Origin of the sequence: Paraburkholderia azotifigens (assembly GCF_007995085.1) — a bacterium.
Taxonomy (GTDB): domain Bacteria; phylum Pseudomonadota; class Gammaproteobacteria; order Burkholderiales; family Burkholderiaceae; genus Paraburkholderia; species Paraburkholderia azotifigens.
The window spans coordinates 1,321,757-1,335,380 of the sequence record NZ_VOQS01000001.1; the positions used below are offsets into that span (position 1 = coordinate 1,321,757).

Genomic DNA, 13,624 nt, shown 5'->3' on the forward strand with positions numbered 1-13,624 from the left:
GGAACAGCCGTTGAAGGCTATCCGCGCAACCGGGCGCCATACACTCGAGCAAGACGATCCACTACAGTCTGAATGGCCAGATCGACCGTTTCATCCTGAAGGGTTCCACCAGTATCTTGCAAGGTTACACGGAACGCAAGGCTTTTCTCATGCGCCGCCAGCCCGCCGGAAGTATTTGATTTTGCACGAAATTCATCGAAAAGCGCAACCCTTTGAATGGTCTTGCAAGCCTCGTCCGAGAGCGCCTTTTGCATCTCGTCGAAGAGCGCCTGAACCTCGATTTTCTGGTCGACGACGATCGCGATATCGCGTCGCACGGGCGGGAATTTCGACACTTCGGTCGGACTCGGCAACGCGCGCTGCATCAGCGCTTCCGCTTCGACTTCGAACACGATCGGCGCGTGCGGCAGATCGTACTTCTGCATCCAGCGCGGATGCAGTTCGCCGATCCAGCCGATTGCACGGCCATCGAGTTCAATGCGCGCGCTGCGTCCCGGATGCAGCGCCGGATGCTCGGCCTTCACGAAACGCGCGACGGCGGGCGCAAACAGCGCTTCGAGATCACCCTTCACGTCGAAGAAATCGACGGCACGCGTCGCCGCACCCCACTGCTCTTCGACGACGGGACCATATGCAAGCGCACCGATCATCTTCGGCTGCGCGAAGCCTTCGACGGCCAGCTCGCCCGCCTTGACCGACGTGTCCGGCAGGAATACGCGCCCTGCTTCGAATACGCGGATACGATCCGCGCGACGGTTCAGGTTATGGCGCAGCACGTTGATCAGGCTGCCGAACAGCGTCGTGCGCATCACCGATAGCTGGCTCGCGATCGGATTCAACAGTCGGACAGGCTTGTCGTTGCCCGCAAAGTCTTGCTCCCACTCGGCATCGACGAAGCTGAAGTTCACCGTTTCCGCGTAATCGCGCGCGGCGAGCGCGTGACGCAGCGTGTGAATCGAACGCTGCGTTTCGTTCGTGCGGCGCATTTCGCTGCGTGCTACGGGCGGGCGGGCCGGAATCTTCTCGAAGCCGTAAATACGTGCGACTTCTTCGATCAGGTCTTCTTCGATTTCGATATCGAAACGATACGGCGGCGGCGTCACGAGAAAGTCGTCGCCGGCACGCTCGAACGGCAAGCCGAGACGTGTGAAGATCTGCGCGATCTCGTCGGCGCCGATCGCCACGCCGATGATGCGGTTCGCGCGCGCAACGCGCATCTTCACCGGTGCGCGCTTCGGCACGTTGACGATCTGGTCGTCGACGGGACCGGCCTCGCCGCCGCAAATGTCGAGAATCAGCTGCGTGATCCGCTCGATGTGCTCGACCGTGGTCGAATAGTCGACGCCGCGCTCGAACCGATGACCCGCGTCCGTCGAGAAGTTATAGCGGCGCGAGCGGCCACGGATGCTATCGGGCCACCAGAATGCCGCTTCGAGATAGATGTTGGTCGTGTCCAGCGTGACGGCCGTGCTGTCGCCGCCCATAATGCCCGCGAGGCTTTCGATATGCTGGTCGTCAGCGATCACGCCGACCGTTTCGTCCACTTCGACCGTGTTGCCGTTCAACAGCTTCAGCGATTCACCACGCTTGCCCCAGCGCACATCCATGCTGCCGTGAATCTTGTCGAGATCGAACACGTGCGACGGACGGCCGAGTTCGAGCATCACATAGTTCGAGATGTCGACCAGCGCCGAAATGCTTCGTTGACCGGAACGTTCGAGACGCTCGACCATCCAGGCCGGCGACTTCGCGCGCGCGTTCACGCCGCGGATCACGCGGCCCGAGAAACGGCCGCACAGATCGGGCGCCGAGATCTTCACAGGCAGCGTTTCGTCGAGCTTGACTTCGACAGGCTTGATGTCGAGCGGGCGCAGCGGCGCACCCGTGATCGCAGCGGTTTCGCGGGCGACGCCGAACACCGACAGGCAATCGGCCTTGTTCGGCGTCAGCTTGATTTCGAAGACAGTATCGTCGAGGTTCAGCGTTTCGCGGATGTCCTGGCCGATCGGCGTATCTTCCGGCAGGATCAGCAGGCCGCTATGATCTTCCGACAGTTTGAGTTCACGCGCCGAGCACAGCATGCCTTCGCTTTGCACGCCGCGCAGCTTGGACAGCTTGATCGCGAACGGCGCGCCGCCTTCTTCGGCGGGCGGCAGCTGCGCGCCCACTAGCGCGACGGGCACCTTGATGCCGGGCGCCACGTTCGGCGCGCCGCACACGATGTTCAGCGTCGCGCCCGTGCCGGCATCAACCTGACACACGTTGAGCTTGTCTGCGTCCGGGTGCTTGACGACTTCGAGCACGCGGCCCACGACGATCTTCGACGTCGGCGGCGCGGCGGGACGCAGGTCTTCCACTTCGAGACCGGCCATCGTCAGCGCGTGCGAGAGTTCGGCCGTCGTCAGTTGCGGATCGACAAAGGTTCTGAGCCAGGATTCCGGGAATTGCATGGTTCTGTACGTTCTAAACAGGTTGTGTCCGCGTCCGGCCGATACATCGGCACCTTGCCGGAGGCGCTGTTTGCGGCGCGACAGTCAGATTGCCGACTGCCGGGCCGCTCTCGTCGCGTGCCTGATCTGCTGCTGGCTCGCGCTTTGCGCTCGGGTTCGCGTCAGGCGAACTGGCGCAGGAAGCGCAGGTCGTTTTCAAAGAACAGTCGCAGGTCCTGAACGCCGTAACGCAGCATCGTCAGACGCTCGAGGCCGCTGCCGAATGCAAAGCCGATATAGCGCTCGGGATCGAGGCCCATGTTACGGATCACCGTGGGGTGAACCTGGCCCGAGCCCGAGATTTCGAGCCATTTACCGGCGTTCTTGCCTTGCTCGAACATCATGTCGATCTCGGCAGACGGCTCCGTGAACGGGAAGTACGACGGGCGAAAGCGCACGAGAATGTCGTCGCGCTCGAAGAATTTCTTGAGGAAGTCGGTGTAGACACCCTTCAGGTCGGCGAAGCTGATGTTCTCGTCGATCCACAGGCCTTCGACCTGGTTAAACATCGGCGAGTGCGTCGCGTCGCTGTCCACACGATACGTGCGGCCGGGCACGATCACCTTGATGGGCGGCGTGTTGGTGCGCGCGTAGCGGACCTGCATCGGGCTGGTGTGGGTGCGCAGCAGCAGCGGACGGCCTTCGGCGTCCTTGCCGTCGACGTAGAACGTGTCCTGCATCGAACGCGCCGGATGGTTTTCCGGGCTGTTCAGCGACGTGAAGTTGTACCAGTCGGTTTCGATTTCGGGACCGTCGGCCACGTCGAAGCCGATCGTGCGAAAAATCTGTTCGACGCGCTCCCAGGTGTGCATTACAGGGTGCAGGCTACCCGTGCCGGCGCCGCGTCCGGGCAACGTGACGTCGATGGCCTCGGCGGCGAGGCGCTGGTTCAGCAGCGCGTCGGCGAGTGCCTGGCGGCGCGCCGTCAGTGCCGCTTCGACCTGCTGCTTGGCGATGTTGATCCGCGCGCCTTCTGTCTTGCGCGCCTCGGGATCGAGCTTGCCCAGCCCCTTCAACAGTTCCGTCAGTGCGCCCGACTTGCCGAGAAAGCGTGCCTTCTCGTTTTCGAGCGTGGTGACGTCGGAGGCTTGTTCAAAGGCGCTTTTTGCGTCGGCGACAATCTGGTCCAGATCCATTGATCCCATCTTTTCAACGTCAGTATTCAATCGAAGTAAAACTGGCTCGACCAACAAAAAAGGGGCTCGGTGAGGAGCCCCGTTTTTGTTGCAGCGGCACCGAGACTACCGGATGTTCGCTGCAACGAACCACGCAGTACTAGATGCTAACAGCGCAATCAGGCTGCAACGGCGGCTTTCACCTGCTTGACGATCGCAGCAAAAGCAGCCTTGTCGAACACAGCCATGTCGGCCAGCACCTTGCGGTCGAGTTCGATCGACGCCTTCTTCAGGCCGTTGATGAACACGCTGTACGTCATGTCGTGTTGACGCACCGCCGCGTTGATACGCGTGATCCACAGTGCGCGGAACACACGCTTCTTGTTGCGGCGATCGCGGTAGGCGTATTGGCCTGCGCGCATGACCGCCTGCTTGGCGATGCGATAGACGTTATTGCGGCGGCCGCGGTAACCCTTGGCCAGGTTAATGATCTTCTTATGGCGGGCCCGTGCGGTAACCCCACGTTTGACTCGAGGCATGTTTCGCTCCTATGAGTGTCGGTTAAGGGTTAGGCGAACGGCAGCATCGCGCGTACGGAGTTCAGATCGGAATCATGAACTGCCGTGGCGCCGCGCAGGTGACGCTTGTTCTTGGTGGTCTTCTTGGTAAGAATGTGGCGCTTGAAGGCTTGACCGCGCTTGACGGTACCGCCCGGACGAACCACAAAGCGCTTTGCAGCGCTCTTCTTGGTCTTCATCTTCGGCATGACAGACAACTCCATTATTTGATGGACATGGGTGTGCGGTTGGCTCAGAAAGCCCTCACCCGCCCTTCGAAACCCACTCCACTTGGTATGCAGACGGCGTGAACTGCTGCCGCTGCTTTTCAGGAAGAGCGCACGCGTTTCAACTGATGCATGCGCCATTCCGAAACCTGCTTTGCACATGCCGACTTCAAGACGACACGCACTCAAACTTTCCGACAAACGCGCCGCGCTCATTGAGATGCGCAGCGGACATCTGCTTACTTCTTTTTCTTCGGCGCCAGCACCATGATCATCTGGCGGCCTTCCATCTTCGGCATTTGCTCGACCTGACCAACTTCATCCAGATCGGTGCGCAGGCGTTCGAGCATACGCATACCGATTTCCTGGTGAGCCATTTCGCGGCCACGGAAACGCAACGTGATCTTCGTCTTGTCGCCATCTTCGAGGAAGCGGACGAGATTGCGCAGCTTGACGTTGTAGTCACCGTCATCCGTACCCGGCCGGAACTTGACTTCCTTGACCTGGATGACCTTCTGCTTGAGCTTGGCCTCGTGTTGCTTCTTCGCTTCCTGGTACTTGAACTTGCCGTAGTCCATCAGGCGGCAGACAGGCGGAACCGCTTGTGGGGCGATTTCAACCAGATCCACATCCTGCTGTTCCGACAGGCGGAAAGCTTCAGCGAGTTTCACGATGCCGAGCGGTTCGTTGTCGACTCCGACCAGACGCACCTCGGGTGCAGTGATTTCACCGTTGATGCGATGCGACGACTTATCAGTAGCGATGTTACGTTTCCTCTAAAAATTAAAAAAACGAGCCGCGCTGCCTAAGTGGTTTAGTTGAACGCCTGCACGTCCTGACGCAGACGCTCGCTGAAGGCATCGAGGGACATCACGCCCAGATCGATGCCGCCACGGGCACGCACGGCTACCGTTTGTGCATCACGCTCCTTATCGCCGACGACCAGCAGATACGGCACCTTTTCAAGCGTGTGCTCGCGTATTTTATAGCTAATCTTCTCGTTGCGCAAATCCGCCTCCACTCTAACCCCTTGTTTTTGCAACGATTGGGCCAGAGATTGTGCGTATTGCGCCTGACTTTCGGCGATATTCATCACGACGACCTGCATCGGCGCCAGCCATGCGGGCATTGCACCGGCATGGTGTTCGATCAGAATGCCAAGAAAACGCTCCATTGATCCGACGATTGCCCGGTGCAGCATGATCGGGCGGCGTCGACTGTTGTCTTCCGCCACGAACTCGGCGCCGAGGCGCTCCGGCAGCACCATATCGAGCTGCAGCGTGCCGCATTGCCACGAACGGCCGAGCGCATCCTTGATGTGATATTCGACCTTCGGACCGTAGAACGCGCCCTCGCCCGGCAACTCTTCCCACGTCACGCCGCAGGCCGTCAGCGCATCGCGCAGGCCTTGCTCGGCGCGATCCCAGATTTCGTCCGTGCCGGCACGCGCATCCGGTCGCAGCGAGAGCTTGATCTCGACGTTGTCGAAACCGAAGTCCTTATAGACGCTCATCGCCAGCGTGTTGAATGCAATCGATTCGCTGATGAACTGGTCTTCCGTGCAGAAAATATGCGCATCGTCCTGGACGAAGCCACGCACGCGCATCAATCCGTGCAGCGCGCCCGACGATTCATTGCGATGGCACGAGCCGAATTCCGCGTAACGCAGCGGCAGATCGCGATACGAACGCAGGCCGTGATTGAACACCTGCACGTGACCCGGGCAGTTCATCGGCTTGATTGCGTAGTCGCGCTTTTCCGACTCCGTCGTGAACATGTTTTCACGATAGTTCTGCCAGTGACCGGAGGCTTCCCACAGCGAGCGGTCCATGATCATCGGCGTCTTGATTTCCAGGTAACCGGCATCGTTCACGCGACGGCGCATGTACTGCTCGACCTGCTGCCATAGCGTCCAGCCGCGCGGATGCCAGAACACCATGCCCGGCGACTCGTCCTGCATATGGAACAGGTCGAGTTGCTTGCCGAGCTTGCGGTGATCGCGTTTTTCCGCCTCTTCGAGCATGTGCAGATACGCGTCCTGATCTTCCTTCTTCGTCCAGGCCGTGCCGTATATGCGCTGCAACTGCTCGTTCTTCGAGTCGCCGCGCCAGTACGCACCCGCAACCTTCATCAGCTTGAAGACCTTCAGCTTGCCCGTCGACGGAACGTGCGGACCGCGGCACAGATCCGTGAAACCGCCGTGCGAGTACAGCTTGATTTCGTCGCTGGCGGGAATCGATTCGATGATCTCGGCCTTGTACTTTTCACCGATGCTCTTGAAGTAGTCGACTGCTTCGTCGCGCGACACCACGCGGCGCGATACCGCTTCGTCTTTCTTCGCGAGTTCCTGCATGCGCTTCTCGATCTTCTCGAGATCTTCGGGCGTGAAAGGACGGTTGTACGAGAAGTCGTAATAGAAGCCATTGTCGATCACCGGCCCGATCGTCACCTGCGCTTCGGGGAAGAGATCCTTCACCGCGTACGCGAGCAGGTGGGCCGTCGAATGGCGAATGATGTCGAGGCCGTCGGCGTCCTTGTCCGTGACGATCGCGAGCGAGACGTCGTGATCGATCAGCGCGGACGTGTCCACAAGTTCACCGTCGATCTTGCCGCCGAGCGCCGCCTTCGCGAGACCGGGGCCGATCGAGGCCGCCACTTCGGCGACCGTCACGGGATGCTCGTATTGTCGAACAGAACCATCGGGCAGTCGTATCGAAACCATTGCGTTCTCCGTTATGCCGGCCGGCGGCACAGGCAACAAGACGTAAAGACAAAAACCAGGACAAAAAAAATGCGGCCCCGCTTTCGAGGGGCCGCATTCACGTTTCTGCAAACTACTGCAAACAGCAAGGGCGAAATTGGTCCTCGACTAGCGTCGCTCCGAAGCAGTTCCGGTCAACGTTCGCGGTGTCATAACCATGTTCGCTTTGTTCGCCATTTACGCCGAAGCGCTCATTGCAACTTGCGTTTGCGAAACCTCGGCAAACCGAAGTTTCTGATTCGTTGGTAGGCTCGATTGGACTCGAACCAACGACCCCCACCATGTCAAGGTGGTGCTCTAACCAGCTGAGCTACGAGCCTAGAGAAACGAGATTATATGGAGCGTAGAGAACGTTGGCAAGCGTTTTTATGCGGCGACATCAAAATTCTCTTCGCCACATCGACACGGTTTACTTGCGCGTCGCCCTGACGACGCCCGCCACTTCGCCCAGCATCGCGCACGCGCGCTGGATCTGCGCAGCACTCGATACTTCCACGGTGAACTGCATGAACGCGGCGTTGCGTCGCGATTGCGTCTTCACGCCGACCACGTTCATCTTCTCGCGCGCGAAGACTTCGGAGATATCACGCAACAGGCCTTGCCGGTCCGACGCTTCAATCGACAGATCGACGGGATAGACCGACTTGCCGCGCCCACTCATCACATCGGCGGACCACGCCGTTTGCAGCACTCGCTCCGGTGCGCGCTCCGCCATGCGCAGGAATGTGGGGCAGTCGCTGCGATGGATCGACATGCCCTTGCCGCGCGTGACGAAGCCCGCGATGTCGTCGGGTGGCGCCGGCCGGCAGCAGCGCGCCAGTTGCGTCAGCAACGCATCGACGCCGACGACGAGCACGCCCGTCGACGCGCCATGCGCAACGCTCGCGCCGCTGCTGCGCTTCTCGAACTGCTCCGGCGCTTCGACGACAGGCTCGGCGGGCGGCGCATCGCTCAACGCCTGCTCGACGAGCCGCAAGCTGAACTCTTCCTTGCCCACCACCGAGAACAGATCGTCGGTCGACTTGAAGCCCAGCTTGGCCGCAAGCTGATCCAGATTGACGGATGTCTTGCCTTCGCGCTGCAAGGTCTTTTCGACCATCGCACGACCGGCTGCGATGTTCTCCTGCACCTCGACGGCGTTGAACCACGCACGCACCTTCTGGCGTGCGCGATTGCTTTGCAGATAGCCAAGCTGCGGATTGAGCCAGTCGCGCGAGGGACCGCCCTCTTTCACGGCGATGACCTCGACCGTCTGGCCGTTCTGCAGCGGCGTGTTCAGCGGCACCATCGCGCCATCGACACGCGCGCCGCGGCAACGATGCCCCAATTCGCTGTGCAGGTGATACGCGAAGTCGAGCGGCGTCGCGCCTTGCGGCAACGGGATCACACGAGCCTGCGGCGTGAGCGTGTAGATGTGATCGTCGTCGAGCGTGGCCTGGCGAAGCTGCTCCCACGGCCTGAATGCGACCTGCTCGCCCGGCTTGCCCTCGGACACGTCGTCCTTCCATGCAAGCAACTGACGCAGCCACGCAATCTTCTCGTCGTACTTCTCGCTGGCGCTGAACTGCCCGCCATAGCCGCGCGTGCCTGCTTCCTTGTAGCGCCAGTGCGCAGCCACGCCGTATTCGGCGAACTGATGCATTTCCTGCGTACGGATCTGTACTTCGAACGCGCGGCCATCGTCGCCGATCACCACCGTATGCAGCGACTTGTAGCCGTTCGGCTTGGGTCGCGAGATGTAATCGTCGAACTCCCTCGGCACCGGTTGCCACAGGTTGTGCACGATGCCCAGCACCGTATAGCAATCCTTGATGTCCGGCACGATGACGCGAAACGCGCGCACATCGTAGAGCTCGGAGAAATCGAGTTCCTTGCCGCGCATCTTCCGCCAGATGCTGTAGATGTGCTTGGGCCGGCCGCTCACTTCGGCCTTGATATGCGCGGCGGCCAGTTCCTGTTGCAGCCGCGCGATCGCCTCGGCTACGTAGGTTTCGCGTTCGACGCGCTTCTCGTCGAGCAACTTCGCGATGCGCTTGTAGGTCTGCGGCTCTTCGAAGCGGAACGCGAGATCTTCCAATTCCCACTTCAGTTGCCAGATACCGAGCCGGTTCGCGAGCGGCGCATAAATATCCAGCGTCTCGCGCGCGACATCGGGCGACGGCGTGATCTTCGCGGCCGCATAGTAGCGCAACGACTGCAGGCGCGACGCCAGCCGGATCAGCACCACGCGGATGTCTTGCGCAAACGCGAGCAGCATCTTGCGCAGCGCCTCGACCTGCGTGCGGCGTGCCGCCTGCGCATCGCGGCCCGCTTCGGGCATCGCGTTCTGCGCCGCGCGCATGCTCACCGTGCCGAGCCGCAGCAACTTGCGCACATCGCTCACGAGTTGCGCGACTTCCTCGCCGAAGTTGTCGGCGATGGCTTGCTCCGGGTTCTCCAGATGCGGCGTCAGCGAGAACAACGCCGCCGCGAGCACCGCGGGCGGATCGACGTTGAGCGTGCGCATGATCGCCGCCGTGCCCGCCGCATGTTCCGCGAGCGGCTCGCCCGACGACAGACGCGCATCGCGCGCATGTTCGCGCACGAACGCGAGCGCATCGTCGAAGGACGGTGTCGGATTCGGAGCGGTCTTGGCGATATCGGTGTTCATCATGCGGCGGCCCGCGGCACGTGCGGGCTGGTCAGGCTGGTACTTGAAACGTGAGTTGCGTGTTTAGTTGCGCTGGGCGGCGACGACGACCACTTCGACGAGACACTTCGGATTGGCGAGCTTCGCTTCGACGGTTGCGCGCGGCGGCGTGTTGCCTTGCGCGACCCACTCGTCCCACACAGCGTTCATGCCGGCGAAATGCACCATGTCCGAGATGTAGATCTGCACCGACAGCAGATGCGCCTTGTCGCTGTTGACTTCAGCGAGCAGACGGTCGATGTGGCCGAGCACTTCGCGCGTCTGACCGGTAATGTCCTGGTCGGTGTCTTCGGCGATCTGGCCTGCCAGATACACCGTGCCGTTGTGAACGGCGGTTTCCGAAAGACGCTTGCCGACGTGATGACGAATGACTGCCATGAAATGTCCTGTCTGTTGAGAATGAAAAACGACGGCGCACGAAGATGCGTGATGCGTAACAACCGGTCTGTCGAGACCGGTCAACGCCGCCGCTCCAATCTCATATTATGACGCGTCAGCGCCATTCCCGAGAAAGAACCGTTTCGCGATCCCGATCTGATCGGCATGCAGAAACGCCGGCGCATGGCCGACGCCGGGAATTTCGACGCTCGACACATTGCGTCCTTTCCCGATCATCTGCGCGACCGTTTCGCGCGACAGTAGATCCGATTGCTCGCCGCGCACCACGAGCACAGGGCCTTCGATCGCCGCGAACGAGTGCCACAGCGCCGCCTCGCCGAGCGCCGCCAGTTCGGGCGTGGTCTGCCTGAACGGCTCGGCGATGCGCGGGTCGTAGCGAAAGCGCCAGGCGCCCTCCTGCTCGTGCACGAGCGGCGTATTGATCTCCCGCCATTCGTCCTGCGTCAACGGACCGAACGATTCCGCGAGCAACGCCGCGTGGTCGATCGCTTCCTGCTGCGAGGAGAACGACACCGGCTGCCCCAGATAAGCGCCGATGCGCTCGATCGCGGCCGGTTCGAGATGCGGACCGACATCGTTGACGATCATCTTCCGAACCGGCGAGTCTTTGAGCCCGGCGAATGCCATGCCGATCAGTCCGCCCATCGACGTGCCGAACCAGTCCACCGACTCCACGCCGAGCCGGGCCACGAGCGTGACCATATCGCCGACATACTGCGGAATGCTGTAGTAAGCGGGATTGCCCAGCCACGACGACAGGCCCCGTCCGACCACATCCGGACACACCACGCGATAGGTGGACGACAGCGCCGCCGCGAGCCGGTCGAAATCGCGTCCCGAGCGCGTGAGCCCATGCACGCAGACCAGCACCCGGGGATTGTCGGGCGCGCCCCATTCGGTGTACGCGATGCGATGCAGTCCCGCTGGACTCGCGCATTGCACATAGCGCTGGCGGGGCACGGTGGAATCGAGTGCAGGCGAAACAGCGACGGGCGTAGCGGTCATCAGGATGTCCCTCGATCGAAAGAAGGTGGCGCATGCAGGCGCACGGAACACGATCGATTCTAAACCGCTTCGCCTTGTGTGCTCATCGGTCGAACGGCATAAGACGAATGCACAAAGACCCAAAACAAAAGCGGGCGCGACCTGCGTCGCACCCGCTTCATGACAACCGTTTTCGGCACGAGGCCGGGAAAAGCTTTACTTCACGGCGCTCGTATCGAGCGGCGCGCCCGTCTTCGCCTTGATTTCATCGACAGTGACGCCGTCAGCCAGTTCGACCAGCTTCAGGCCGCCGTCGACCACGTCGATCACGCCGAGATCCGTGATGATGCGGTCGACCACGCCCACGCCCGTCAGCGGCAGCGTGCATTCTTCCAGGATCTTGTGCTGGTCGCCCTTGGCGACGTGCTCCATCAGCACGACGACCTTCTTGACGCCCGCGACGAGGTCCATCGCGCCGCCCATGCCCTTGATCATCTTGCCAGGGATCATCCAGTTCGCCAGATCGCCCTTCTTGCTGATCTGCATGGCGCCGAGAATGGCCAGGTTGATGTGGCCGCCGCGAATCATCGCGAACGAGTCGGCCGACGAGAAAATCGACGAACCGGGCAGCGTCGTCACCGTCTGCTTGCCGGCGTTGATGAGGTCGGCGTCGACTTCTTCTTCGTACGGCGACGGGCCGATGCCGAGCAGGCCGTTTTCCGATTGCAGCCACACTTCCATGCCGGCGGGCACGTGGTTGGCGACGAGCGTCGGCAGGCCGATGCCGAGGTTCACGTAGAAGCCGTCCTGCAGTTCCTTCGCCGCGCGCGCGGCCATCTGGTCACGATTCCAAGCCATGGTTACTCTCCTTTCGCGCGGACGATGCGTTGTTCAATGCGTTTTTCCGGGTGGGCATTCAGCACCAGACGCTGCACGAAGATGCCCGGCGTATGGATCGCGTCCGGATCGAGTTCGCCCGTCTCGACGATCTCTTCGACTTCGGCGACCGTGATCTTGCCGGCCATCGCGCACATCGGGTTGAAGTTGCGCGCCGTGCGGCGGAAGATCAGATTGCCCGACTTGTCGGCCTTCCATGCCTTGACGAGCGCAACGTCGGCCGTCAGCGAATGCTCGAGCACGTAGTGGTTCTCGCCGAACTGACGCGTTTCCTTGCCTTCCGCGATGATCGTGCCGTAGCCGGTGTTCGTGAAGAACGCCGGAATGCCCGAGCCGCCTGCGCGCAGCTTTTCGGCCAGCGTGCCTTGCGGCGTGAATTCCAGCTCGAGTTCGCCCGCCAGGTACTGGCGCTCGAATTCCTTGTTCTCGCCGACGTACGACGAGATCATCTTCCTGATCTGGCGCGTTTCCAGCAACAGGCCGAGGCCGAAGCCGTCGACACCCGCGTTGTTGCTGATACAGGTGATGCCCTTGACGCCCGAATCGCGCAGGGCCGCGATCAGCGCCTCGGGAATGCCGCACAGTCCAAAGCCGCCGACGGCGAACGTCTGGCCGTCCTTGACGATGCCTTCGAGCGCGGCTGCGGCGCTTGCGTAGACTTTATTCATCAGTGTGTCCCTTCCTTGATTGGATACCCGAAATCCGGATCGATGCGACGCCGTTTTTATTCGACTGGCGCGACGGGCATGGCCCGACATGCCATTCTAGTCATCTGCGGCGAACGGTGACGTGACACGGACAAAGCTGCTTTCCGGCGTCCGCTGCGTCCCGTCCGGCGCGTCCGCGGCGCATCTTGTGATGTGCCGAAAGCGTACGATGCGGCGGCCATGCGGCACAATACGCAAAAATACATAAGTATTCGTACCGCATCCTCCGCTGATTTCATGCCCGCTCTGGATTATCAAACCGCTTTTCATCTCGCACCGATCGGCCTCGTGCTGGCGCGCGAACGGATCATCGAAGATTGCAACGATCAGCTCGCGGCGATCTTCGGCCGCTCGCGCGAGTCGTTGCTCGGGCAATCGTTCGCGGTGCTGTATCCGTCGCCCGACGAGTTCGAGCGCATCGGCGAGCGCATTCCGCCCATCATGACGGCGCAAGGCAGCTACGCCGACGACCGCATCATGAAGCGCGCCAACGGCGAGCTGTTCTGGTGCCATGTGACGGGACGTTCGCTCGATCTGTCCGTGCCGCACGCGGCGGGCGTCTGGACGTTCGAGGATCTGAGCGCGACGCGGCGCGTCGCCGTGGAACTGACGCCGCGCGAACGCGAGATCGCCGCACAACTGGTGACGGGAAAAACCAGCAAGCAGATCGGGCGGATTCTCGACATCAGTCCACGCACAGTCGACGTCTATCGCGCGCGGCTGATGCGTAAATACGGAACGGGCAACGCGACTGAACTGCTGCAGCGTCTGCTCGGAAACTGATCTGTGACGGGATGGC

12 protein-coding genes and 1 tRNA gene are annotated in these 13,624 nt (G+C 61.4%); 1 reads left to right on the forward strand and 12 read right to left on the reverse strand.

Translation table 11 applies throughout. The annotated features are described in order from the left end of the window. Nucleotides 1-17: 17 nt before the first annotated feature. From pheT to FRZ40_RS05890, 12 genes are all read right to left on the reverse strand, one after another. Nucleotides 18-2,450, reverse strand: a complete 2,433-nt coding sequence (gene pheT, locus FRZ40_RS05830) for a phenylalanine--tRNA ligase subunit beta (RefSeq protein WP_028368822.1) — start codon at nucleotides 2,448-2,450, stop codon at nucleotides 18-20. Between the two features lie 161 nt (nucleotides 2,451-2,611). After that, a complete protein-coding gene (gene pheS, locus FRZ40_RS05835) occupies nucleotides 2,612-3,625 on the reverse strand; it encodes a phenylalanine--tRNA ligase subunit alpha (protein WP_028368823.1) in 1,014 nt (337 codons plus the stop codon). A 158-nt stretch (nucleotides 3,626-3,783) separates the two neighbouring features. Continuing rightward, nucleotides 3,784-4,143, reverse strand: a complete 360-nt coding sequence (gene rplT / locus FRZ40_RS05840) for a 50S ribosomal protein L20 (RefSeq protein WP_004192938.1) — start codon at nucleotides 4,141-4,143, stop codon at nucleotides 3,784-3,786. A 29-nt stretch (nucleotides 4,144-4,172) separates the two neighbouring features. After that, nucleotides 4,173-4,370, reverse strand: coding sequence for a 50S ribosomal protein L35 (gene rpmI / locus FRZ40_RS05845; protein ID WP_004191477.1), 198 nt, complete (start codon nucleotides 4,368-4,370; stop codon nucleotides 4,173-4,175). A gap of 257 nt (nucleotides 4,371-4,627) precedes the next feature. Further along, a complete protein-coding gene (gene infC, locus FRZ40_RS05850; RefSeq protein ID WP_081767593.1) occupies nucleotides 4,628-5,152 on the reverse strand; it encodes a translation initiation factor IF-3 in 525 nt (174 codons plus the stop codon). 50 nt (nucleotides 5,153-5,202) lie between these two features. Further along, nucleotides 5,203-7,110, reverse strand: coding sequence for a threonine--tRNA ligase (thrS, locus tag FRZ40_RS05855; protein WP_147233610.1), 1,908 nt, complete (start codon nucleotides 7,108-7,110; stop codon nucleotides 5,203-5,205). Between the two features lie 282 nt (nucleotides 7,111-7,392). Next, nucleotides 7,393-7,469: transfer RNA gene (locus tag FRZ40_RS05865), tRNA-Val, on the reverse strand. Nucleotides 7,470-7,558: 89 nt separating this feature from the next. Continuing rightward, on the reverse strand, nucleotides 7,559-9,799 hold the full coding sequence (locus FRZ40_RS05870; protein ID WP_028368825.1) for a RelA/SpoT family protein: 2,241 nt from the start codon (nucleotides 9,797-9,799) through the stop codon (nucleotides 7,559-7,561). A gap of 63 nt (nucleotides 9,800-9,862) precedes the next feature. Next, the gene (locus FRZ40_RS05875; protein WP_147233611.1) at nucleotides 9,863-10,216 is read right to left on the reverse strand and encodes a RidA family protein; all 354 of its coding nucleotides are present in this window, start codon (nucleotides 10,214-10,216) and stop codon (nucleotides 9,863-9,865) included. 105 nt (nucleotides 10,217-10,321) lie between these two features. Then, the gene (locus FRZ40_RS05880) at nucleotides 10,322-11,242 is read right to left on the reverse strand and encodes an alpha/beta fold hydrolase (protein ID WP_147233612.1); all 921 of its coding nucleotides are present in this window, start codon (nucleotides 11,240-11,242) and stop codon (nucleotides 10,322-10,324) included. A gap of 195 nt (nucleotides 11,243-11,437) precedes the next feature. After that, on the reverse strand, nucleotides 11,438-12,079 hold the full coding sequence (locus tag FRZ40_RS05885; RefSeq protein ID WP_028368828.1) for a CoA transferase subunit B: 642 nt from the start codon (nucleotides 12,077-12,079) through the stop codon (nucleotides 11,438-11,440). Nucleotides 12,080-12,081: 2 nt separating this feature from the next. Beyond that, on the reverse strand, nucleotides 12,082-12,786 hold the full coding sequence (locus tag FRZ40_RS05890; protein ID WP_028368829.1) for a CoA transferase subunit A: 705 nt from the start codon (nucleotides 12,784-12,786) through the stop codon (nucleotides 12,082-12,084). A 276-nt stretch (nucleotides 12,787-13,062) separates the two neighbouring features. On the opposite strand from FRZ40_RS05890, the gene FRZ40_RS05895 reads away from it, so the two are divergent. After that, nucleotides 13,063-13,608 carry a PAS and helix-turn-helix domain-containing protein gene (locus FRZ40_RS05895; protein WP_028368830.1) on the forward strand — a complete coding sequence of 182 codons (546 nt, stop codon included), beginning with the start codon at nucleotides 13,063-13,065 and terminating at the stop codon, nucleotides 13,606-13,608. Nucleotides 13,609-13,624: the final 16 nt, after the last annotated feature.